Origin of the sequence: Streptomyces sp. G45 (assembly GCF_049542095.1) — a bacterium.
Lineage (GTDB): Bacteria > Actinomycetota > Actinomycetes > Streptomycetales > Streptomycetaceae > Streptomyces.
Map to the genome: position 1 here is coordinate 1,514,938 of NZ_JBMUZU010000001.1, position 21,254 is coordinate 1,536,191.

The window sequence follows — 21,254 nt, forward strand, 5'->3', positions numbered from 1 at the left end:
CCGAGGAGCGAACCCCCATGAGCACCAACCCCTTCGACGACGAGACCGGCACGTTCTACGTCCTGGTGAACGACGAGGAGCAGCACTCGCTGTGGCCCGCGTTCGCGGACGTGCCCGAGGGCTGGCGCGTCGTGTTCGGCGCCGAGGAGCGCCAGAAGTGCCTGGAGTACGTCGAGCGGAACTGGACCGACCTGCGGCCGAGGAGCCTCCGCGAGGCGATGGCGGGCTGACGCAGCCGTATGCGCACGGGTGCCCGGCACGGCTGAGCCGTGCCGGGCACCCGCCGTCGCTGTGTCCCGCCGTCAGGAGCAGGCCTTGTAGAAGTGGCTCCACCCGTCGCTCGGCATGGACGGCGGCTCGGCCGGGGTGCCCCAGTCGCCGTACTTCCGCTCGTCGTCGGCGTTGTACTTGCCCGGGCCGCTGGCGGCCTTCGACAGGCGCACGTTGCGCTCCAGGACGCCGTCCCCGGCGTTGCTGAGGATGGCGAGGTCCGGGTAGGCGTCGCCGCCGTAGTCCGCGACGCGGAGCTGGCGGGCCTCGCTGGAGTCGCCGATGTCCAGGTGCCGGGGGTGGGCGGAGGTGAGGTTGGTCCGCTTGAGCGGACCGGGGCGATAGTCCGCGACGCGGGCCGTGGCGGGGTCGTCCCCGCCGGACGGCTTGACGATGTTGACGACGAGGTCGAGCCTGCCGTCGTTCTGGAAGTCGGCGACCGCGGCCGTGGTGACCTCGCCCTGCCGGGTGCCGACGAGCTCGCTGACGGCGTGCTTGGTACCGAAGCCGCCGCTGGCGGTGCCCCACTGGACGGTCATCTTGGTCCCGGTGTGCCCCGGGTTGACGACCTTGTCGGGCCGCCCGTCACCGTCGAGGTCCCCGACCAGGGTGGTGGGCCCGGCCAGACACCCGGCGGCGCTGGCCTGGTGGGCGGTGGCGGTGGCGGTTGCGGTGCCGGTGGCGGTAAAGGCCAGGGCGAAGGCGGCGAGGGCCGCACCCGAAACGGCAATCGCACGTGAACGCTGACGAACCATAAGGCAACTCCTCAGTTGACGGAGAACGAACACCACCCCAGCGTGTGCCCCCGATCCCTGCACCCACCACCCATCCCCGAAATCCCGGGACGCTGGAACGCGTACGCCCCCTCTGACCAGCGCCGATGCGGCCCGCCTGGAACGCCGCCCTGGGACGCCCCGAGGCCTCGACCGCCGAGCGCCTGGCCGGGCCGCGCGCCTACACGGCGCCCCCGAGCCCCACCGCCGCGCGGGCCGCCCACCGCCTGGCCCTGGGCGACATGCGGCCAGCCACCCTCGCCGTCTGCGGCGTCGTCGTCCCGCCCAACCGCAACGGCCCCCCTCGGAAAGGCCACCACCACGGCCGGGCTCACCTGAACCGCTGGCCCCCCGGTTGGCTCCCTAGGGATACTGACTGACGACTCGTCCGACACGACCAAGCCCCAGGGCCAGGGCCAAGGCCAAGGCCAAGGGGGAGGGAAATGTCCGTTTCTCTGAAACTAAGCGAAAACCAGGCACCTCGCCGCTAAAGCGCCTGGTCAGCTCGTGTAGTCCCCGCGCGTGCGGGGGTGGTCCCGTACCGGTCCTCCGAGTAGCCGCCCGCGAGGAGTAGTCCCCGCGCGTGCGGGGGTGGTGCCCCCGTGCTGCCCAACCCGAAGCACAAGGGCCAGGTGGTCCCCGCGCGTGCAGGGGTGGTCCCAGCCGCACCGTCGACGTCGCCGCCTCGGTCGGGCGGTCCCCGCGCGTGCGGGGGTGCTCCCACGAACGCGGCGAACCCATTCCTGTCGGCCCTTCCTCCCGTCTCCTGATGACGCCCCAGCCACGGAGCAGGCGGCCCACCGTGGCCTAAGCTGAGCGGGCTTGGCTTCCTTGTTGAGGCGAGGTGGAAGCGGGCCCGCTCAGGGGGAGTTCGGCGGGCGAGGGCAGCGGCGGGGCAGGCGACGTCGGCGCTCGTTCATCACGGCAGCTCACGTGGTAGTAGAGGAGTCGGCCGACCGTGACGCAGGCCCCGGGCCGAAGGGGACGGCGGGCACGAAGGCCGCATCAAGGTCCCGTACCGCGAAACCAGCGGCCGAAGACGCCCGCGGCGAACCGCACGCAGGCGCGCCAACCGACGTGGCCCCGCAGGGCAGTCCCCCCGGTCGTGCGGCGGCAGCAGACCCATGGGCGCGAGCACGGCAGCGCTGAGGAGCAGCACAAGCAACAGGGGGCTCCCCCAGCTTCGGCCAGCCGCCCTGCCCCCCAACCCGGCAACTGCGTTCAGGCTCCCGTCGGCGCAGGCGGGCCGAACCGGTTGGCCCGCAGCGGGGCGCAACGCGCTTGGTGACGGCCCGTTCGCCCGCGTAGGCGGTATGGCCGGTGCGCTCGGTCCCGGGCGCGAACAGGCCCTGGATCCGGTCGCGGCGGCCGTCGCGTCGAGTGGTCACGGAGAGCTGGCTCACCGTCTTGACCGCCCGTCACCGCACCCGACGTCAGCGACCGCACGTGCGGCACCGCAATGCGCGGGCGTGGAAGTCGAAGCGGAAGCGGAAGCCGAAGGCAAAACCGGCTTCGGGTTCGGAGACTGTCGTCGGGCGGCTCGGCTGGTCCCGAGCGGCAGCGTTTCGCGCGACCTCGTACGACGGCCAGCCGGGAAACGGGCGAGAGGGGTCCCGAAGGACCCCTCTCGTCTGTCACTGCACCGTCGGGACGACAGGATTTGAACCTGCGACCCCTTGACCCCCAGTCAAGTGCGCTACCAAGCTGCGCCACGTCCCGGTGCGGTTCGCGCGGTGTGTTCCGCGTGATCACGCAGGTAGAACTCTACCGCACGTCTGCGGGTGCTCTGACGCGGCGGGACAATGGGGGCATGAGTGAGGTGCCGGGAGCGGACGGGCGGGATCGGGACGCGGAGGGGCGGGCGCGGAACGCGCGGCCCCGGGACGGGCTCGGGCGGCCGCTGCCGTACGGCGCCGAAGGGGTGGCGCGGCAGCCGGAGGGCGTGGTGCGGACGCCGGAGCGGAGCGTCGCGGAGGCGCAGGCGCTGCTTGACGCGGGGCGGCCCTTCCACGCACACGAGGTCTTCGAGGACGCCTGGAAGTCGGGGCCAAAGGAGGAGCGGGGCCTGTGGAAGGGGCTGGCCCAGCTCGCCGTGGGCCTGACGCACGCGGCGCGCGGCAACGCCACCGGCGGGGCCCGGCTGCTGCGGCGGGGCGCGGCCGCCGTCGTGGCGTGGGCGGACGCGGCGCCGGGCCGCGCGCGGCCGTACGGCATCGGCGTACCGGAACTGGCGGCGTGGGCGGAGGACTTGGCCCGCCGCGTGGAGGGCGGTGAGGTGCCGCTCGACCCGGTGGCGGCGGCCCCCACCCTGGCCCCCTGAGCGGCGCCGGGGGCGGGGTGGCACACTCACCGGGTGCGAAAGATTCATGTCATCGGCATCGGCGCGGGCGACCCGGACCACCTGACCCTCCAGGCGGTCAAGGCGATGAAGGACACCGATGTGTTCTTCATCCTCGACAAGGGTGAGGAGAAGGCGGACCTGGTGGAGCTGCGCCGGGGCATGCTCGACGCGCACCGCCCGGACGGCGCCTACCGCGTCGTCGAGGCCACCGACCCGCCGCGCGACCGCGACCGGTCGGCGGGCGGCACGGCGTACGCGTCGGCGGTCGACGACTGGCGGCGGCTGCGCGCCGAGGTCTACGAGCGCATGATCACCGACGAGCTGGGCGACGACGGGACCGGCGCGTTCCTGGTGTGGGGCGACCCCGCCCTGTACGACAGCACGATCGCGATCCTGGAGGAGGTGCTCGGGCACGGCAGGGTGGCGTTCGACTACGACGTCGTACCGGGCGTCAGCAGCGTGTCGGCGCTCGCCGCCCGGCACCGCGTCGGCCTGAACCGGGTGGCGCGCCCCTTCCAGATCACCACCGGCCGCCGCCTGGCCGACGAGGGCATCCCCGACGGCGTCGACGACGTGGTGGTGATGCTGGACGCCCGGCAGGCCTTCCAGCGGTACGCGGACCGGGACGACATCGACATCTACTGGGGCGCGTACATCGGCACGCCCGACGAGATCCTCGCCTCCGGGCCGGTGTCCGAGGCCGCGCCGCGCATCGAGCGGCTGCGGGAACAGGCGCGGGAGCGCAAGGGGTGGATCATGGACACCTATCTGCTGCGGCGCCGCGACGACGCCTGAGCCCCGCCCCCGTCCTCCGCCCGCCGCGCCCCGCCTCCGCCCCGCGCCCTCCGCCGGGCCGCCTCCGCCCCTCGCCCTCCTCCAGGCCGTCACCGCCCCGCGCCCCCCACCGGGCCGTCACCGGACCGGACGGCCCCGCATGCACGGGCCGGGCAGCGGTGTGAGGGTGTCCCTGTGACCGTTACCGACGCCTCCGCGACCGCCCCGGCCCCCGGGCCTCCCGTGCTGGACCGGCGCCGTCGCAACGTGGTCTTCGTGACGATCATGCTGGGCGTGCTGCTCGCCGCGCTCGACCAGACGATCGTGGGCACGGCCCTGCCGACCATCGTGTCGGACCTGGGCGGCGCCGCGCACATGTCGTGGGTCGTCACCTCGTACCTGCTGGCGGAGACGGTCGCGACGGTCCTGGTCGGCAAGTTCGGCGACCTGTTCGGGCGCAAGGTCGTCTTCCAGGTGTCGGCGGTCGTGTTCATCACCGGCTCGTTCCTGTGCGGCCTGGCGACGAACATGACGCTGCTCATCGCCTGGCGGGCGGTGCAGGGCATCGGCGCGGGCGGTCTGATGGTGACGGCGATGGCGCTGATCGCCGACGTCATCCCGCTGCGGGAGCGCGGCAAGTACCAGGGCGCGATCGGCGCGGTCTTCGGTGTGTCCACGGTCGTCGGACCGCTGCTCGGCGGGCTGTTCACCGACCATCTGACCTGGCGCTGGGCGTTCTACGTCAATGTGCCCATCGCGATCCTCGTCGTGGTGGCCGCCGCCCGCACGATCCCGTCGGTGCGGTCGGCGTCCCGGCCGGTCATCGACTACCTGGGCATCGCGCTCGTCGCGATCGGCTCCAGCGCGCTGATCCTCGCCACGAGCTGGGGCGGCAACGAGTACGCCTGGGGCTCGGGCGTGATCATCGGCCTGTTCGCGGGCGGCCTCGCCGCGCTCGCGGGCTTCTGCTGGGCGGAGACCCGCGCGGCGGAGCCCATGCTGCCGATGCGGCTGTTCGCGAACCCCGTGTTCACGGTGTGCTCGGTGCTGAGCTTCATCGTGGGCTTCGCGATGCTCGGCGCGATGACGTTCCTGCCGACCTACCTCCAGTACGTCGACGGGGACTCCGCCACGATCTCCGGCGTGCGGACGCTGCCGATGGTCGCCGGGCTGCTCATCGCGTCGGTCTTCAGCGGCAACGTGGTGAGCCGGACGGGCACCTACCGGATCTTCCCGATCGTGGGCGCCCTGGTGATGGCGCTCGGCCTGTTCCTGATGTCGCTGATGGGCGGCGGCACCAGCGCCTGGCTGGAGTCGCTGTACATGTTCGTGCTCGGCACCGGCATCGGCCTGTGCATGCAGGTGCTCACCATCGCCGTACAGAACACCGTGGCGTACGCGGACCTCGGCACCGCCACGTCCGGTGTGACGTTCTTCCGCACGCTCGGCAGCTCCTTCGGCACGGCCGTGTTCGGCACGATCTACGCGAACACGCTCGCGCCGAACCTGCGGGACGGGGTCGCGGAGGCGGCGAGGACCGGGGCCGCGCCGCCGGACGTGGTCTCCAAGGCGGCGCAGAGCCCGGAGGGGCTGCACGAGCTGCCGTCGGCGGCGGCCGGGCCGATCGTCGACGCGTACGCGGACACCCTCCAGACCGTCTTCCTGTGGACGGTGCCGGTGGCGCTGATCGGGTTCGTGGTGGCCCTGTTCCTGAAGCAGGTGGAGCTGCGCGACAGCGCCCGGATGAGCTCCTCCGACCTGGGTGAGGGCTTCGCGTCGCCGTCGTCGACGGGTGACTCGGCCCGCCTGTTGGAGCTGGCCGTCGGCAACATCCTGCGCCGCAAGGACCGGAGCACCGCGCGGGCCGTCATCGCCGGGTCGGACACGCGCCTGGACATGGCGGGCGCCTGGGCGGTGATGCAGGTCGCCCTGTTCACCCGGCTGGTCGGGCACGCGAACCTCAACCTGATCGCGGCCCGGCGCCAGCTGCCGCCGGAGGTGCTGGTGCCGGTCTTCGACCGCATGGTGGAGGAGGGCTACCTCAGCCGGACGGGCACGATGTTCCAGCACACGGCGGCGGGCCGACGCGAGGCCGAGGTGATCGGCCGGGAGTGGACGCGCTGGCTCACCGAGGAGCTGGCGAAGGACGGCGACCGGCCCGCGGGCGGCGACGACGAGCGGCAGCTGCGGGCGGCGGTCGACGCGATCGCGAAGAAGCTGCTCGCGGAGGACCTGGCGCAGGGGCTGACCCTGGAGCGGGCGCCCGCCACGGGGCGGGCCGCCGCCCCGGCGTAGGGCAACAGCCGTTCACCATCCGGTGGTTCGCCCTCCGCCGATTCTCCGCGCGGCGGCCGGGCTCAGTCCCGCTCGACGAGCAGCGCGCTGCCCTGGCCGACGCCCACGCACATCGTGGCGAGGCCGCGGCGCGCGCCGGTGCGGCGCATGCGGTGCAGCAGGGTGGTGAGGATGCGGGCGCCGGAGCAGCCGAGGGGGTGGCCGAGGGCGATGGCGCCGCCGTCGGGGTTGACGAGATCCGGGTCGATGCCGAGGGCGTCCACGCAGGCCAGCGCCTGGGCCGCGAACGCCTCGTTGAACTCGGCCTCCTGGACGTCGGCGAGGGACCAGCCGAGCCGGTCGAGCGCCTTGCGGGTCGCGGGCACCGGGCCGAGGCCCATCACGTCCGGGTGCACGCCCGCGCTGGCCCCGGCCGCGTACCGCCCGAGCGAGGTGAGGCCGAACTCGCGCAGCGCCTCCTCGCTGACCAGCAGCAGCCCGGCGGCGCCGTCGTTCATCGGCGAGGCGTTGCCCGCCGTGACGGTGCCGCCGTCGCGGAAGACCGGGCGCAGCGCGCTGAGCTTGTCGTACGAGGTGTTCTCCCGGACGCATTCGTCGGCGTCGACGACCGTGCCGTCGGGGGTGGTGACGGGCAGCAGCTCGGCGTCGAAGTGGCCGTTCTTGCGGGCGGCGGCGGCGCGCTGGTGGCTGCGCAGGGCGAAGGTGTCCTGCCGCTCGCGGGAGACGCCGTGGCGGGCCGCCACCTCCTCGGCGGTCTCCCCCATGGACAGCAGGCCGTGCAGCTCCTTCATCCTCGGGTTGACCAGGCGCCAGCCGAGCCGGGTGTCGGCGGTCGCCAGCTGGTGCGGCAGCGCCTCGTCGGGGCGGGGCAGGACGAAGGGGGCGCGGCTCATCGACTCGGAGCCGCCCGCGACCACGACGTCCGCCTCACCGGCGGCGATGGTGCGGGCCGCCAGGGTGACGGCTTCGAGCCCGGAGGCGCACAGCCGGTTCACGGTGGCGCCGGGCACGGACTCGGGGAGCCCGGCGAGGAGCACGGCCATCCGGGCCACGTTCCGGTTGTCCTCCCCCGCCTGGTTGGCCGCGCCCCAGTAGACGTCGTCGATCCGGGCCGGGTCGAGCCCGGGCGCGTCGCCGAGCAGCCCGCGCACCACGGTGGCGGCGAGGTCGTCCGGCCGTACGGTGGACAGGGCGCCCCTGAGCTTGCCGATCGGGGTGCGGCGGGCGGCGGCGAAGTGGACGGTGCGCACGGGCTACTCCGAAGCGTGAGCGGTGTGATGAGCACTGTCGGCGACCGGCACCGCCAGCACTTAATTAGCGCTGCTAGTTTCGGAGTGTACGTGCGGCTCGGGCGACCGTCCAGGCTCACAGGCCGGGCGGCCGTCCGGGCGCGGACGCCAGGAGGAGCCAGCCAGGTGCGGACGTCACGCGGGGCGTCCCGGCGCCGACGTCAGGCGGCCGTCCAGGCGCGGAAGACGCCGACGCAGCCGTGCACGGTCAGCTCGTGGCGTGCGAAGTGCCGCTCCAGTTGGTCACGGAGGTCGTCGAGGGTGTCGTGCGCGTTGTGGAAGTCGCCCCTCTTGTTCAGGTACCGCATGGCCCGACGGGCCCCGGCGGAGACGGGGACGCCGCCGGACAGCACGGTGGCGCCGAAGACCGTGCCGCCGGGCCGGACCACGGCCGCCGCGTGCGCGAGGGCGACGCCCTTCTCCTTCAGGCTGCCCGGCACGCAGTGCAGCAGATAGCTCATCCCCACCGAGTCGTGGGAGCCGGGCGGCAGGGGCAGCGGCTCCAGGACGTTGGCGCGGACCGTGCTGACCCGGTAGCGGCGGATGCGGTGGGCGGCGCGGGCCAGGGAGTCGGGGTTGAGGTCGACCAGGGTGATCTGCGGGTCGGGCACCGGGAAGTGGGCGTGGTCGAGGAGGTAGCCGGTGGCCACGCCGATGTCCGCGTGGCGCTCGCCGACGCTGGTGTCGTAGAGCCGCCGGGAGACCGCGGGCGGGCAGCGCCACAGCAGGGGCGCGGTGCCCCGGTACACGGCGAGGTCGTAGAGGCTGAGGAGGAATGGCTTCGAGTATCCGGCCTGTCCGTCGACGACGGCCTGGTCGAGGTGGTCGAGCGGCGTGGGGTCGCTGGTGCCGTGGGGCGTCATCATGCTCCTAGGGTCGTCGCTTGCGGTGCCCGCGGTCGAGGCGCCGGGGGCGTTTTCCGCGCCTCCCAGGAGCCCCGGGCTTCCTCAAGTGCCGTGGCTGCTCTCAGTGTTCACCCGGCGGAGCCGACGCGGCGGCGCGGTCCGGGCGGAGTCCGGCGAGCCAGGCGCGGACCGCGTCGAGGGCGGCGGCGCTGTCCTCGCGTACGAGGGTGAAGTGCGTACCGGACGTCTCGACGGCGCTGTGCGGCAGGTGCCAGCGCGCCCGCCAGTCGTCCGGCGGGTCGTCGACGGCGGGGCGTGCCGCCCGCACGAGCAGCGTCGGCACACCGGTCTCCGGCGGGGTCCAGGCCCGGAACAGCCCGGCGTAGTGCGCGAGGGCGGTGAGGTACGCGTCGTCGCCCGCCTCGCCGGGGCCGAGCACGGTGGGCTCCCCCGCCGCGCGCGCCCGTTCGATCCGGGCGTGCAGGCGGGGGATCATCGGGCTGTCGGGCCAGTAGCTGTCGAGGAGGACCACCGCGTCGGGTCCGGCGCCGCGCGCCTGGAGTTCCGCCGCGGTGGCGTGGGCGATCCAGCCGCCCGCCGAGTAGCCGAGCAGCGCCACGGATTCCGCGCCGTCCGCGCACCGTTCGACGGCGTCCGCCTGGAGGCGGGCGAGAGCGTCCACGGACGCGGGCAGCGGCTCCCGCCAGGCGAAGCCGGGCGCGGGCAGGGCCCACACGTCATGGGCGCCGCCGGACGCGGCGGCGAGCCGCGCGTACTGGGCCGCGCCCGCGCCCGCCGCGAACGTCGGGAAGCACAGCAGCCGCGCGGCGCCCGTGCCGCGCGCGAGCCGGACCGGTGCGGGGCGCTCCGGGGAGCCGATGGCGTCGTGCGTGTCGAACACGGTGCGGAACCGGGCGATGCCGCGCACCAGTTCCTGGAACTCGTCCGTGCGGCCGAGGGCGCTGGCGCGGGCGAGCAGCGGTCCGAGCGTGCGCCGCTCCTCGGCGGTGCCGTCGGGGTCGGTGGCGTCCTCCGTGTCGGCGGGATCCGCCGCCGCCCACTCCTTGGCGAGGTGGCGGGCCAGCGCGGTGACGGTCGGGTACTGGAAGACGAGCGCCGGGGGCAGGCGCAGGCCGGTGTCCGCGCCGACGCGGTTGCGCAGGTCCACCGCGGTCAGGGAGTCGAAGCCCAGCTCGGGCAGCGGCTGTTCGTCCGGCACGGCGTCCGCGTCCGGCAGCCGCAGCACCGCGGCGACGTGCGTGCGCACCAGGGTGGCGAGCAGCCGCGCGCGTGCGTCGTCCCCCGCCGCCTCGGCCAGGCGCCGCCGGAACTCCCGGCTCCGCTCGGCTCCGCGCTCGTCCGTGCCGCCCGCGGGCCGGGCCGCCGAGCCGAGCGGCAGGCCCCCGGCCGTCTCGGGCCAGTACCGCTGGCGCTGGAAGGCGTACGTGGGCAGCTCCACCAGGTCCGCTCCCCGGTCGGCGAGCATCCGCCGCCAGCCCACCGGGATGCCCCTGACGTGCAGCCGGGCCAGGGCCGCGAGGAGGGCGGCCGACGGGGAGAGCGGGGCGGGGTGCGGTTCGTCGTGCGTCGTTACGAGGAGTGCGGCGGCGGGGGCTTCGACGGCTCCGACGGCTTCAGCGGCTGCGGAGGCTTGGCCAGTTTGGGCGGCTCGGTCGGTTCCGGCGGCTTGGCCGGTTCCGGCGGCTTGGCCGGTTCCGGCGGCTTGGCCGGTTCCGGCGGCTTGGCCGGTTCCGGCGGCTTGGCCGGTTTCGGCGAGGCACTGCCGGGCCGTCTGCGCCAGCGCCTGGTCGGGGCCCAACTGGAGGAGTTCAGTGGCCCCTTGGGCCAGGAGCCCGCGTACGGCGTCGGCGGTGGACGCCGCGCTCCCGGCCGGGCGCGCCCAGTGTTCCGGGGACGCCAGGTCCTCGGGCGTCGCGGCCCTGCCGGTGCGGCCGGAGACGAGGGGGAGCGTCGGCGGGCGGAACGTCAGGTCCTTGACGGTCCGGCGCAGGGTGTCGCCCGCTTCGCCGTCCGGGGCCTTCTCGGCGAGGGCGGCGACCAGGGCCGCCGCGTCGGCCAGGGACAGCACGCCCGCGCAGTGCGCGGCGGCCACCTCACCGGACCCGTGCCCGAGGAGGAAGCCGGGCGCGACCCCCCAGTGCTCCAGGAGCCGGAACAGCGCCACCTCCCCGGCGAACCGCGCGCCCGCCGCGAGGACCGGGTCCGTGGACGTCTCCCCGGCCGGGGGCAGGACGTCCCGCTCCGGCCGGTCCAGGAGCGCGGCGAACGCGGCGCCGACCTCGCGCATCGCCGCCGCGAACACCGGCACGCCCGTCGCCAACTCCCGTACCAGGCCGTGTTGTTGATCGCCGCACCCGGGGAACAGCAGCGCGAGGCGGCCCCGCGCGGTGGCCGCGCCGCGGATCGCGCCCGGCTCCGAGGCGTCCTCGGCCACGCGGGCCAGGGCGGCGAGGAGGGCGTCCCGGTCATCGCCGATGACCACCGCGCGGTGATCGAGGGCGGCGCGGGTGGCCGCCAAGGAGCGGGCGACGTCGACCGGCGCGAGGCCGGGGCGCTCCGCCAGGAACTCCCGCAGCCGGGCGGCCTGTTCGCGCAGCGCGTCCGCGGTCTTTCCGGAGAGGATCCACGGGACGGCGGGGAGGGTGTCGGCGGGGCGCGGGGGCTGCCCCTCGGCCTCCGGTGCGCGGTCCGGCTCCGGGGCCTGTTCCAGGATCACGTGGGCGTTGGTCCCGCTGATGCCGAAGGACGACACCCCGGCGCGGCGCGGGCGCCCGGTGTCCGGCCAGTCGCGGGCCCGAGTCAGCAGCTCCACCGCGCCCGAGGACCAGTCGACGTGCGGCGTCGGCTCGTCCACGTGCAGCGTCGGCGGCAGCACGCCGTGCCGCAGCGCCATCACCGTCTTGATGACCCCGCCGACCCCGGCCGCGCCCGCCGTGTGGCCGACGTTGGACTTCAGCGAGCCCAGCCACAGGGGTGCGTGCGCGGGCCGCCCCCTGCCGTATGTGGCGAGCAGGGCCTCGGCCTCGATGGGGTCGCCGAGAGTGGTGCCGGTGCCGTGCGCCTCCACGGCGTCCACGTCGGAGGGGGCGAGCCCGGCGTGGGCCAGGGCCTGGCGGATGACGCGCTGCTGGGCGCGGCCGCTCGGCGCGGCCAGGCCGTTGCTGGCGCCGTCCTGGTTGGTGGCGGTGGCGCGGATCAGGGCGAGGACGGGGTGGCCCGCGCGCCGGGCCGCCGACAGGGGTTCGACGAGGAGCATGCCGACGCCCTCGCCCAGCCGGTGCCGTCGGCCGCGGCGGCGAACGCCTTGCACCGCCCGTTCGGCGCGAGCGCCCCCTGGCGGCTGAACTCCACGAACGCGCCCGGCGTGGACAGGATCGTGGCCCCGCCCACCAGGGCCGCCGCGCAGTCGCCCTGCCGCAGCGCCTGCACCGCCAGGTGCAGGGCGACGAGGGACGAGGAGCACGCGGTGTCGACGGTCACCGCGGGCCCTTCGAGGCCGAAGGCGTAGGCGATCCGGCCGGAGGCGACGCTCGGCGAGGTCCCGGTCATCAGGTGGCCCGCGCCGCCGTCGGGGTCCGCGGCGAGCAGCGACAGGTAGTCCTGGCCGCTGAGTCCCACGAACACGCCGGTGCGGCTGCCCCGTAGGGAATCGGGGGCGAGCCGGGCGCGCTCGACGACCTCCCAGGCCACTTCGAGCAGCAGGCGCTGCTGCGGGTCCATCGCCAGGGCCTCGCGCGGGCTGATGCCGAACAGGAGCGGGTCGAACCGGTCGGCGTCGTGCAGGAAGCAGCCGTGCCGGACGTAGGTGCGCCCGGGGCGGCCCGGCTCCGGGTCGTACAGGCCGTCCGTGTCCCAGCCGCGGTTGGCGGGGAACGCCGAGGTCGCGTCGCGCCCCGCGGCGACCAGGTCCCACAGCTGCTCGGGGGAGGCCACGTCGCCGGGGTAGCGGCAGCCCATCGCGACGACGGCGATGGGCTCGTCGGCGACGACCGGCGCCGCCGACTCCGGCTCGGCGTACCGCTCTTGACTGCCCGTCAGGAGGGTGAGCAGGTGCGCGGCAAGGCGCTCCGCCGTGGGGTGGTCGAACACCGCGACCGGTGCGAGGCGCACGCCGGTGGCGGTGGCGAGCCGGTTGCGCAGCTCCATCGCCGTCATGGAGACGAAGCCGAGGTCGGTGAACGCCTGCGTGGCGTCGATCCCCGCGGCGCCACCGCGGTTCAGGACGGCGGCGGCGTGCTCGCACACCGTGTCCAGGACAAGCCGCTCCCGGCCGCTTTCGGGCAGCTCCGCGAGCCGCTGCCGGAACAGGGCGGCCGCGCTGTCGTCGCCCTCCTGCGCGGGGCCCGTGGCCGTCGGCCCGTCCGGCCAGTAGCGGCGCCGCTGGAACGCGTACGTGGGCAGCTCCACCGGACGGGCCGCCGCGCCGACGCACGCCGACCAGTCCACCGCGACGCCCTGGACGTGGGCCTCGGCGAGGGAGGTGAGGAAGCGCCGCAGGTGGCCCTCGTCGCGGCGCAGCGACGTCAGGACGGTGCCGCCCTCGGCGCCCGCGCCGTCTTCGAGGATCTCCTGCACGGACACGGCGAGCACCGGGTGCGGGCTCAGCTCCACGTACGTGCGGTGTCCGGCCACGAGGAGTTCCCGCACGGTCGGGCCGAAGCGGACGGTGCGGCGCAGGTTGCGGTACCAGTAGGCGGCGTCGAGGCCGGTGGTGTCGGCGGGGCCGCCCGTGACGGTGGAGAAGAACGGGATCTCCGCGGGGCGGGGCGCGATTCCGTCGAGGGCCGCGAGGAGTTCGGCCTCCAGGGTCTCCACCTGCGCCGAGTGCGAGGCGTAGTCCACCGCGACGCGCAGGGCGCGCACGCCGTCCCGCTCGGCGGCGCGCAGCAGCTCGTCCAGGGCCTCGGACTCGCCCGACACCACGACGGACGCGGGGCCGTTGACGGCGGCGACGGACAGGCGGGGCCCCCACCGGGCCAGGCGCTCGCGGGCGGTGTCCTCGGGGAGGGCGAGGAAGGCCATGCCGCCGCTCCCGGCGAGCCGTTCGCGCACCAGGCGGGAGCGCAGGCCCACGATCCGCGCCCCGTCGTCCAGGGTCAGGGCGCCCGCGACGCACGCGGCGGCGATCTCGCCCTGGGAGTGGCCCACGACGGCGCCCGGCTCCACGCCGTAGGACCGCCACAGCGCCGCGAGGGAGACCATCATCGCCCACAGCGCGGGCTGGACCACGTCCACGCGGTCCAGGGACGCGGCGCCGTCGACGCCGCGTACGACGTCGACGAGCGGGACGTCCGTGTACGGGGCGACGGCGTCGGCGCACTCGCGCAGCCGGTCGCGGAAGACCGGCGCGTCCCGGTAGAGGTCCGCGGCCATGCCCGGCCACTGGGCGCCCTGGCCGGGGAAGACGAACACCGGCCCGCCCGGGTCCCGTGCCGTGCCCGTCACCACCCCGGGTCCGCTGACGCCCCCGGCGAGCGCGTCGAGGGAGGTGAGGAACGCCTCCCGGTCGTCGGCGAGGACGACGGCGCGGTGGTCGAAGGCGGTGCGGGTCGTCAGGAGCGCGTGGGCGATGTCCGCGGGTGCCTGGTCGGGGCGGGCCCGCACGTGGTCGCGCAGCCGGGCCGCCTGGTCGCGCAGGCCGCGCTCGGTGCGGGCGGTGACCAGCCAGGGCACCAGCGCGCGGGCGTCGGCGGCGGGCGGGCCCGCGGCGGGTGCGGGGAACGGGTCGGTGTCCGGCTGTTCCAGGATCACGTGGGCGTTGGTCCCGCTGATGCCGAAGGACGACACCCCGGCGCGGCGCGGGCGGCCGGTGTCCGGCCAGTCGCGGGCCCGAGTCAGCAGCTCCACCGCGCCCGAGGACCAGTCGACGTGCGGCGTCGGCTCGTCCACGTGCAGCGTCGGCGGCAGCACGCCGTGCCGCAGCGCCATCACCGTCTTGATGATCCCGCCGACCCCGGCGGCGGCCTGGGTGTGGCCGACGTTGGACTTGAGCGACCCGAGCCACAGCGGCTGTCCGTCCGCGCGCTCCCTGCCGTACGTGGCGAGGAGCGCCTGCGCCTCGATGGGGTCGCCGAGGGTGGTGCCGGTGCCGTGCGCCTCGACGGCGTCCACGTCGGCCGGGGACAGCCGGGCGTCCTTGAGGGCGGCGCGGATCACCCGCTGCTGGGCGGGGCCGTTGGGCGCGGTCAGGCCGTTGGAGGCGCCGTCCTGGTTGACGGCGGAGCCGCGTACGAGGGCGAGCACGGGGTGGCCGTTGCGGCGCGCGTCCGACAGCTTCTCCAGCAGGACGAGGCCGACGCCCTCGCCCCAGCCGGTGCCGTCCGCCGCCGCCGCGAACGCCTTGCACCGCCCGTCGGGCGCGAGCCCCCGCTGCCTGCTGAACTCGACGAACATGCTGGGCGTCGTCATCACCGACGCGCCGCCCGCGAGGGCCAGGGAGCACTCGTCCTGGCGCAGCGCCCGCACGGCCAGGTGCAGGGCCGTCAGGGACGCCGAGCAGGCGGTGTCGACGGTGAGCGCGGGGCCTTCGAGGCCGAAGGCGTAGGCGAGCCGCCCGGACAGGACGCTGGCGAGGATGCCCGTGGAGTAGCCCTCGAAGGTCTCGCGGGCGGCGTTCAGGAGCAGCGCGTACTCCTGGCTGCTGGTGCCGACGAACACGCCGGTGCGGCTGCCGCGTACGGAGGCCGGGGTGAGCCCGGCGCGTTCGAAGGTCTCCCAGCAGACCTCCAGGAGGAGGCGCTGCTGCGGGTCGAGGGTGAGCGCCTCGCGCGGGCTGACGCCGAACAGGCCCGCGTCGAACGACGCGACGTCGGCGAGGAAGCCGCCCTCGCGGGCGTAGGTCGTCCCCGGCCGGTCGGGGTCCGGGTCGTAGAGCCGGTCGGCGTCCCAGCCGCGGTCGTCGGGGAACGGGGTGACGGCGTCGCGGCCGGACGCGACGAGCCGCCACAGGTCCTCGGGCGACGCGACGCCGCCGGGGAAGCGGCAGCCCATGGCCACCACCGCGACGGGCTCCGCCGCGGCCTCCTCGAGGTCCCTCAGGCGGCCGCGGGTCTCGTGCAGATCGGCGGTCACCCGCTTGAGGAAGTACCGGATCTGGTCGTCCGTCACCATGTGAGTCCACCTCGTCGAGACGTCGTCACGGCGGCGGGGCGCCGTGACGTCGGAGCGTCGGAGCGTCGGGAGTTCGGAGTGTCGGGAAGTCTGGGGAGGTCGCGGCGGCAGGGAGGGGTCGGGGCGCGTCCGGGGCGCTGCGGGGTCAGGAGATGCCCAGTTCCGTGCTGATGAAGTCGATGACCTCGTCGTCGGTCGCCCGGTCGAGGTCGTCGGCGACGCTCGTGCCCGTGCGGGCGTCCGGGGCGGGGGCGGGTGTCCCGCTCCACCGCTGGGCGAGGGCGCGCAGCCGGTCGGCGACGCGCCGCCGGTCGCCGTCGTCGAGCGGGGCCGCCGCAAGCCGCTCCGCCCAGTCGTCCAGGCGGGTCAGCGCGGAGTCGACGGGCGAGCCGAGGCCGGACAGCAGCTCGGCCTCGACGTGGTCGCCGAGCGCGGCCGGGGTCGGGTGGTCGAAGACCAGCGTGGTGGGCAGGGTCAGACCGGTGGCGCCGCCCAGGCGGTTGCGCAGCTCCACCGCCGTCAGCGAGTCGAAGCCGAGGTCCTGGAAGGGGCGTTGGGGGTCCACGGTCGCGGGCGTGGCGTGCCCGAGGACCGCGGCGATCTGCGCGCGCACCAGGTCGCGCACGGCCGCGGAGCGCTCCTCGGGGCCGAGGGCGGCAAGCCGCTCCCGCAGCGCGTCGACGGCGCCGGGCCCGGCGCCCTGGGCCGCGGGGGCGTCGTGGACCAGGCCCCGCAGCAGCGGGGGCAGCGCGCCCTGGTCGGCGGCGGCGCCCAGCTCCGCCGGGTCCAGGCGGGCCGGTACCCAGTGCGGATGCCCGGCGGCCAGCGCGGCGTCGAAGAGCGCGAGCCCCTCGTCGACGGCCAGCCCCCGCTGCCCGAAGCCCCCCACCGACGCCCCGCCGACGGGCCCCGCCTGACTCCGCGCGGGCGGGCGCCCTCCGGCCGTACGGCCTTCCGCCGCGCCCGCGCTGACGGGGCCGGGCCCGGCGGTGCCGCTCGCGGTCGCTTCCGGCACGGTCGCCCCCGGCGCGGTGGCCCCCGGCACGGTCGCTTCCGGCGCGGTCGCGTCGCGCGCGGGCGAGGGCTGGCCCGGCGGGTCCGCCGCCGCCGGTCCCGGCCCGGCGGCCTCGTGGCCATCCGCGCCCTCCCCCACCAGGGCCGGGGCCCGCCCGTTCACGGTCGGTCCCGGCGCGCCGTGAGGGGCCGAGCCTTGAGGGGCCGAGCCTTGAGGGGCCGAGCCTTGAGGGGCCGAGCCTTGAGGGGCCGAGCCTTGAGGGGCCGAGCCTTGAGGGATCGGGTCGCAGTCGAGCGAGCCGTGGTCGGCCGAGCCGTGGCCCGCCGCCGCCCCACCCGCCGGGGAGCCCGCGCCCAGGGACCCTGACCCGTCCGCGGCCGGAAGGCTCCCGTCCGCGGCCGGGTCCGCCAGGGCCCGGCCGCCCGGTGGTGCCCCCGGCCGGTCCCCCATGCCCCCGGCCCCGGTCCAGCGGCCCCACGCCAGGGAGGTGGCGGGGAGGCCCTGGGCGTGGCGGTGGTGGGCGAGGGCGTCGAGGGCGGCGTTGGCGGCGGCGTAGTTGGCCTGGCCCGGGGAGCCCAGGGTGGCGGCGGCCGAGGAGTAGAGGACGAACGCGGAGAGGTCCTGGTCGCGGGTCAGGTCGTGGAGGTGCCAGGCGGCGTCGGCCTTGGGGTGGAACACCGCGTCGAGGCGGTCGGGGGTCATGGCGTCCAGGACACCGTCGTCGAGGACGCCCGCGGTGTGGATCACGGCGGTCAGCGGGTGCCGCGCCGGGACCGACGCGAGCAGGTCCGCAAGGGCGGCCCGATCGCCCACGTCGCACGCCACGGGCCGCACGCTCGCCGCGCCCGCGCGGGTCAGCTCGGCCACCAGCTCCGCCGTGCCGGGCGCGGCGGGGCCCCGGCGGCTGGCGAGGAGCAGGTGGCGGACCTCGTGGGCCCGCACCAGGTGCCGGGCCAGCTCCGTGCCGAGGGCCCCGGACGCGCCGGTCACCAGGACGGTCCCCTCGGGGTCCAGGGCGGGCGGCACGGTGAGGACGACCTTGCCGACGTGCCGGGCCTGGGCGAGGTGCCGGAAGGCCGCGGGCGCCTGCCGCACGTCCCACGTCGTCACCGGCGGCGGCCGCAGCGCGCCCTGCTCGAACAGCGCGACCAGGGCCGTGAGCATCTCGGCGACCCGTTCCACACCGGCGTCCATGAGGTCGAACGCCCGGTAGGCGACGCCGTCGTGGCGCGCCGCGACCTCGGCCGCGTCCCGGACGTCGGTCTTGCCCATCTCGACGAACCGGCCGCCCGGCCGCACCAGGCGCAGCGACGCGTCCGCCAACTCCCGTACCAGGGAGTTCAGGACGACATCGACGCCCCGGCCACCGCTCGCCCGGGTGAACCGCTCCTCGAAGGCGTCAGTGCGGGACGAGGCGAGGTGCGCGTCGTCGACGCCGAGCGCCCGCACGGCGTCCCACTTGGCGGGGTGCGCCGTGGCGTACACCTCGGCGCCCAAGTGCCGCGCGAGCTGCACGGCGGCCATGCCGACGCCGCCCGCCGCCGCGTGCACGAGCACCGACTCCCCCGGTCGTACGTCGGCGAGGTCCACCAGGCCTTCGTACGCGGTGAGGAACGTGACGGGCAGGGAAGCGGCCTGAGGGCACGTCAGGTCCCGGGGGATGGGGGCGAGGAGGCGGTGGTCGGCGACCGCGACCGGGCCGAGGCAGGCCGACGCGAGGCCGAACACCCGGTCGCCGGGGGCCAGTCCGGTCACGTCGGGGGCGACCTCGGTGACGGTGCCCGCGATCTCGCCGCCCAGGGCCCGCTGGTCGGCGACCATGCCGAGGGCCATGACGACGTCGCGGAAGTTCAGCCCGGCCGCGCGGACCGCGACCCGGACCTGGCCCGCCGCGAGGGGCGCCGCGGCCTCGGGGGCGGGCGTGAGGACCAGGTCGTCGACGGTGCCGCCGGGGGCCAGGTCGACCCGCCACTCCCGTGTGCCCGGGGGCGGCACCAGCGTGCCCGCCGGGACGCCGCGGGCCAGGCGCGGCACGAACGTCTCGCGTGCGCGCAGGGCGAGTTGGGGCTCGTCACCGGCCAGCGCGTCGACGAGCGCGGCGGTCGACTCGGGGCGTCCGTCGGTGTCGGCGAGGACGAACCGCCCCGGGTGTTCGGCCTGCGCGGCGCGCACCAGGCCCCAGACCGCGGCGGCGGCCGGGTCGGCTTGCGGCTCGCCGTGGTGACCCGCAGCGACGGCGACGGCCCCGCGGGTCACCACGGCGAGCCGGGCCTCGCGCAGCCGGGCGTCGGCGAGCCAGGCGCGCAGCGTGTCGAGCACGGCCGCGGTCACGGCGCGCGCGGCGCCCGCCCGGCCGTCCCGGAGGGGCCGCCGCGGCAGGGCAGGAGCACCAGGTCCGGCACCGGCCCGCCCGCGTCGACCGCGGCCTGGAGGGCGCCGAGGTCGGCGTACGCGTGGGCGGCGAGCAGGTCGGCCGTGTCCCGGTCGCCGAGGACGGCGCGGCGCGCGGCGGCGGCCGCGGGGGCGGGCGCAGCGGGGGTCCAGTCGACGTGGAACAGCGTTTCGTGGGTGCGGGCGGCCCGCAGGTGGCGGGCGGAGACGGGCCGGGTGACCAGGGAGCCGACGGACGCCACGGGGGTGTGGTGCGCGTCCCACAGGGCGACGGACACCGCGTCGGTCCCGGCCGGGGCGATCCGCACCCGCAGGGACGGCGCCCCCGGCCCGTGGAGGGACACGTCGCGCCAGGCGAAGGGGATCCGCACCCGGGACGCCCCGATGTCCGGGCCGTCCCCGGCGAGCAGGGCGGCGTGCAGGGCGGCGTCGAGCTGCGCCGGGTGGAGCCGCGCGGGGTGCAGGTCATGGCCGCCGGAGCGTGCCGCTTCCGGCAGCGTCACCTCCGCGTACACCTCGTCGCCGTGCCGCCAGGCCCGGGTGAGGCCCTGGAACGCGGGCCCGTAGGCGAAGCCCGCGGCGGCCAGGCGCGGGTAGAAGCGGTCGAGCGGCAGCGGCTCGGCGCCGGGCGGCGGCCAGGCCGCGCCGGGGGCGGGCGGGGCGGCGGCGGTGTCCGGGGCGAGGGTGCCGCGGGCGTGGCACGTCCAGGGCTCGTCCGCGGCGGCGTCCTCGGGACGGGAGTACACGCCGACCGCGCGGTGCCCGTCGTCGCCGGGGAGCGCCACCCGCACCTGGAGGTGGACGGCGCCCCGGTCGGGCAGCACGAGCGGCGCCTCCTGGGTGAGGTCCGCCAGGCGTCGGCAGCCCGCCTCGGCACCGGCGCGCAGGGCGAGTTCGACGACGGCGGTGCCGGGCACGAGGGCGGTGCCCAGCATCACGTGGTCGGCGAGCCACGGCTGGGTGCGCCGGGTCAGCGTCCCGGTCAGGGCGAGGCCCTGGGCGTCCGCGAGGTGCAGGGCCGCGCCGAGCAGCGGGTGCTGGAGCCGGGCGAGGCCGACGGCGCCGACGTCGGCCTCGGCGGTCGTCGCGCTCCATGGGAAGCGGCGCCGCTGGAAGGCGTACGTGGGCAGGTCGACGCGGCGGGCGCCGGTGCCGGTGAAGAACGCGGGCCAGTCGACCCCGGCGCCGTGGACGAACGCCTCGGACACCGCCACCCGCGCGGTGTCGGCCTCGGGCCGCGCGGACCGCGCGACCGGGATCACCGCCGTGCCGCGGCCCCGCGGCGCGTCGGCGAGGCAGTCCTGGGCGAGCGCGGTGAGCGTGCCGGACGGGCCGACCTCCAGGAGTGTCCGGGCGCCCTCCGCGACGAGGCGGCGCACCCCGTCGTGGAACCGCACGGTCGCCTGCGCGTGGCGCACCCAGTACTCCGGTGAGCACAGCTCGTCCGCGGTGGCGATGTCCCCGGTGACGTCGGAGACGATCGGGATGCGCGGCGGGTGGAAGGTGAGCTTGCGGGCGACGTCGCCGAAGGCGTCGAGGACGGGGGTCATGTGCGGCGAGTGGAAGGCGTGGCTCACCCGCAGGCGCCGGGTCTTGCGGCCCTGGTCCCGCCAGTGCGCGGCGATCTCCAGGACGGCGCTCTCGGTGCCGGACAGGACCACGGACTCCGGGCCGTTGACGGCGGCGACGGCCACCTCGTCCGCGTACGCCGCCACCTGCGGCAGCACCTCCGCCTCGGTGGCCCGCACCGCGACCATCGCCCCCGCGTCGGGCACCTCCTCCATGAGGCGGCCCCGCGCGGCGACCAGCGCGCACGCGTCCTGAAGGGACAGCACACCGGAGACGTGCGCCGCCGCCAGTTCGCCGATCGAGTGGCCCAGCAGCAGGCCCGGCGTGAGCCCCCAGTGTGTGAGCAGCCGGAACAGCGCGACCTGGTACGCGAACAGGCACGGCTGTGTGAAGGCGGTCCGCTCCAGGAGCGCGGCCGTCAGGGTGCCGTCGGCGGCGTGCATGACGTCGCGCAGCGGCCGGTCGAGGAGCGGGTCCAGGTGCTCGGCGGCCTCGTCGAGCGCGGCGGCGAACACCGGGAACGCCTCGGCCAGTTCGCGCCCCATGCCGGGGCTCTGGCTG

Annotated in this window: 11 protein-coding genes and 1 tRNA gene; 4 read left to right on the plus strand and 8 right to left on the minus strand. The window is 76.1% G+C overall.

Going from position 1 to position 21,254, the window contains the following annotated elements; genetic code table 11:
* Window positions 1-17: 17 nt before the first annotated feature.
* Complete coding sequence (locus tag ACOBQU_RS06035; RefSeq protein ID WP_423624857.1) at window positions 18-230, plus strand: MbtH family protein; 213 nt, start codon at window positions 18-20, stop codon at window positions 228-230.
* Window positions 231-302: 72 nt separating this feature from the next.
* On the opposite strand, the gene ACOBQU_RS06040 is transcribed toward ACOBQU_RS06035, so the two are convergent.
* Both ACOBQU_RS06040 and ACOBQU_RS06045 read right to left on the minus strand, forming a co-directional pair.
* Window positions 303-1,025, minus strand: a complete 723-nt coding sequence (locus tag ACOBQU_RS06040; RefSeq protein ID WP_423624858.1) for an FG-GAP repeat domain-containing protein — start codon at window positions 1,023-1,025, stop codon at window positions 303-305.
* Window positions 1,026-2,688: 1,663 nt separating this feature from the next.
* Window positions 2,689-2,762: transfer RNA gene (locus ACOBQU_RS06045), tRNA-Pro, on the minus strand.
* A gap of 91 nt (window positions 2,763-2,853) precedes the next feature.
* Here ACOBQU_RS06045 and ACOBQU_RS06050 point away from each other — a divergent pair.
* The 3 genes from ACOBQU_RS06050 (at window position 2,854) to ACOBQU_RS06060 (ending at window position 6,453) form a co-directional block, all read left to right on the plus strand.
* Window positions 2,854-3,363 (plus strand): DUF309 domain-containing protein, encoded by a 510-nt coding sequence (locus ACOBQU_RS06050; RefSeq protein WP_423624859.1) that lies wholly within the window; start codon window positions 2,854-2,856, stop codon window positions 3,361-3,363.
* Window positions 3,364-3,396: 33 nt separating this feature from the next.
* The gene (gene cobF, locus ACOBQU_RS06055; RefSeq protein ID WP_423624860.1) at window positions 3,397-4,179 is read left to right on the plus strand and encodes a precorrin-6A synthase (deacetylating); all 783 of its coding nucleotides are present in this window, start codon (window positions 3,397-3,399) and stop codon (window positions 4,177-4,179) included.
* Window positions 4,180-4,443: 264 nt separating this feature from the next.
* Entirely contained in the window at window positions 4,444-6,453 is a 2,010-nt protein-coding gene (locus ACOBQU_RS06060) for an MDR family MFS transporter (protein ID WP_423634286.1), read from the plus strand.
* 62 nt (window positions 6,454-6,515) lie between these two features.
* Here ACOBQU_RS06060 and ACOBQU_RS06065 read toward each other — a convergent pair whose 3' ends face one another.
* The 6 genes from ACOBQU_RS06065 to ACOBQU_RS06090 all read right to left on the minus strand — a co-directional run bounded on the left by ACOBQU_RS06065 (window position 6,516) and on the right by ACOBQU_RS06090 (window position 21,238).
* The gene (locus tag ACOBQU_RS06065; protein WP_423624861.1) at window positions 6,516-7,703 is read right to left on the minus strand and encodes a thiolase family protein; all 1,188 of its coding nucleotides are present in this window, start codon (window positions 7,701-7,703) and stop codon (window positions 6,516-6,518) included.
* Between the two features lie 200 nt (window positions 7,704-7,903).
* Entirely contained in the window at window positions 7,904-8,608 is a 705-nt protein-coding gene (locus tag ACOBQU_RS06070; protein ID WP_423624862.1) for a class I SAM-dependent methyltransferase, read from the minus strand.
* 100 nt (window positions 8,609-8,708) lie between these two features.
* Complete coding sequence (locus tag ACOBQU_RS06075; RefSeq protein WP_423624863.1) at window positions 8,709-11,864, minus strand: thioesterase domain-containing protein; 3,156 nt, start codon at window positions 11,862-11,864, stop codon at window positions 8,709-8,711.
* Window positions 11,804-15,718 carry a type I polyketide synthase gene (locus ACOBQU_RS06080; RefSeq protein WP_423624864.1) on the minus strand — a complete coding sequence of 1,305 codons (3,915 nt, stop codon included), beginning with the start codon at window positions 15,716-15,718 and terminating at the stop codon, window positions 11,804-11,806. The genes ACOBQU_RS06075 and ACOBQU_RS06080 overlap by 61 nt, the downstream gene beginning before the upstream one ends.
* A 145-nt stretch (window positions 15,719-15,863) precedes the next feature.
* Entirely contained in the window at window positions 15,864-19,064 is a 3,201-nt protein-coding gene (locus ACOBQU_RS06085) for an SDR family NAD(P)-dependent oxidoreductase (protein WP_423624865.1), read from the minus strand.
* Window positions 19,061-21,238 (minus strand): acyltransferase domain-containing protein, encoded by a 2,178-nt coding sequence (locus tag ACOBQU_RS06090; protein WP_423624866.1) that lies wholly within the window; start codon window positions 21,236-21,238, stop codon window positions 19,061-19,063. The genes ACOBQU_RS06085 and ACOBQU_RS06090 overlap by 4 nt, the downstream gene beginning before the upstream one ends.
* Between the last annotated feature and the right edge of the window lie 16 nt (window positions 21,239-21,254).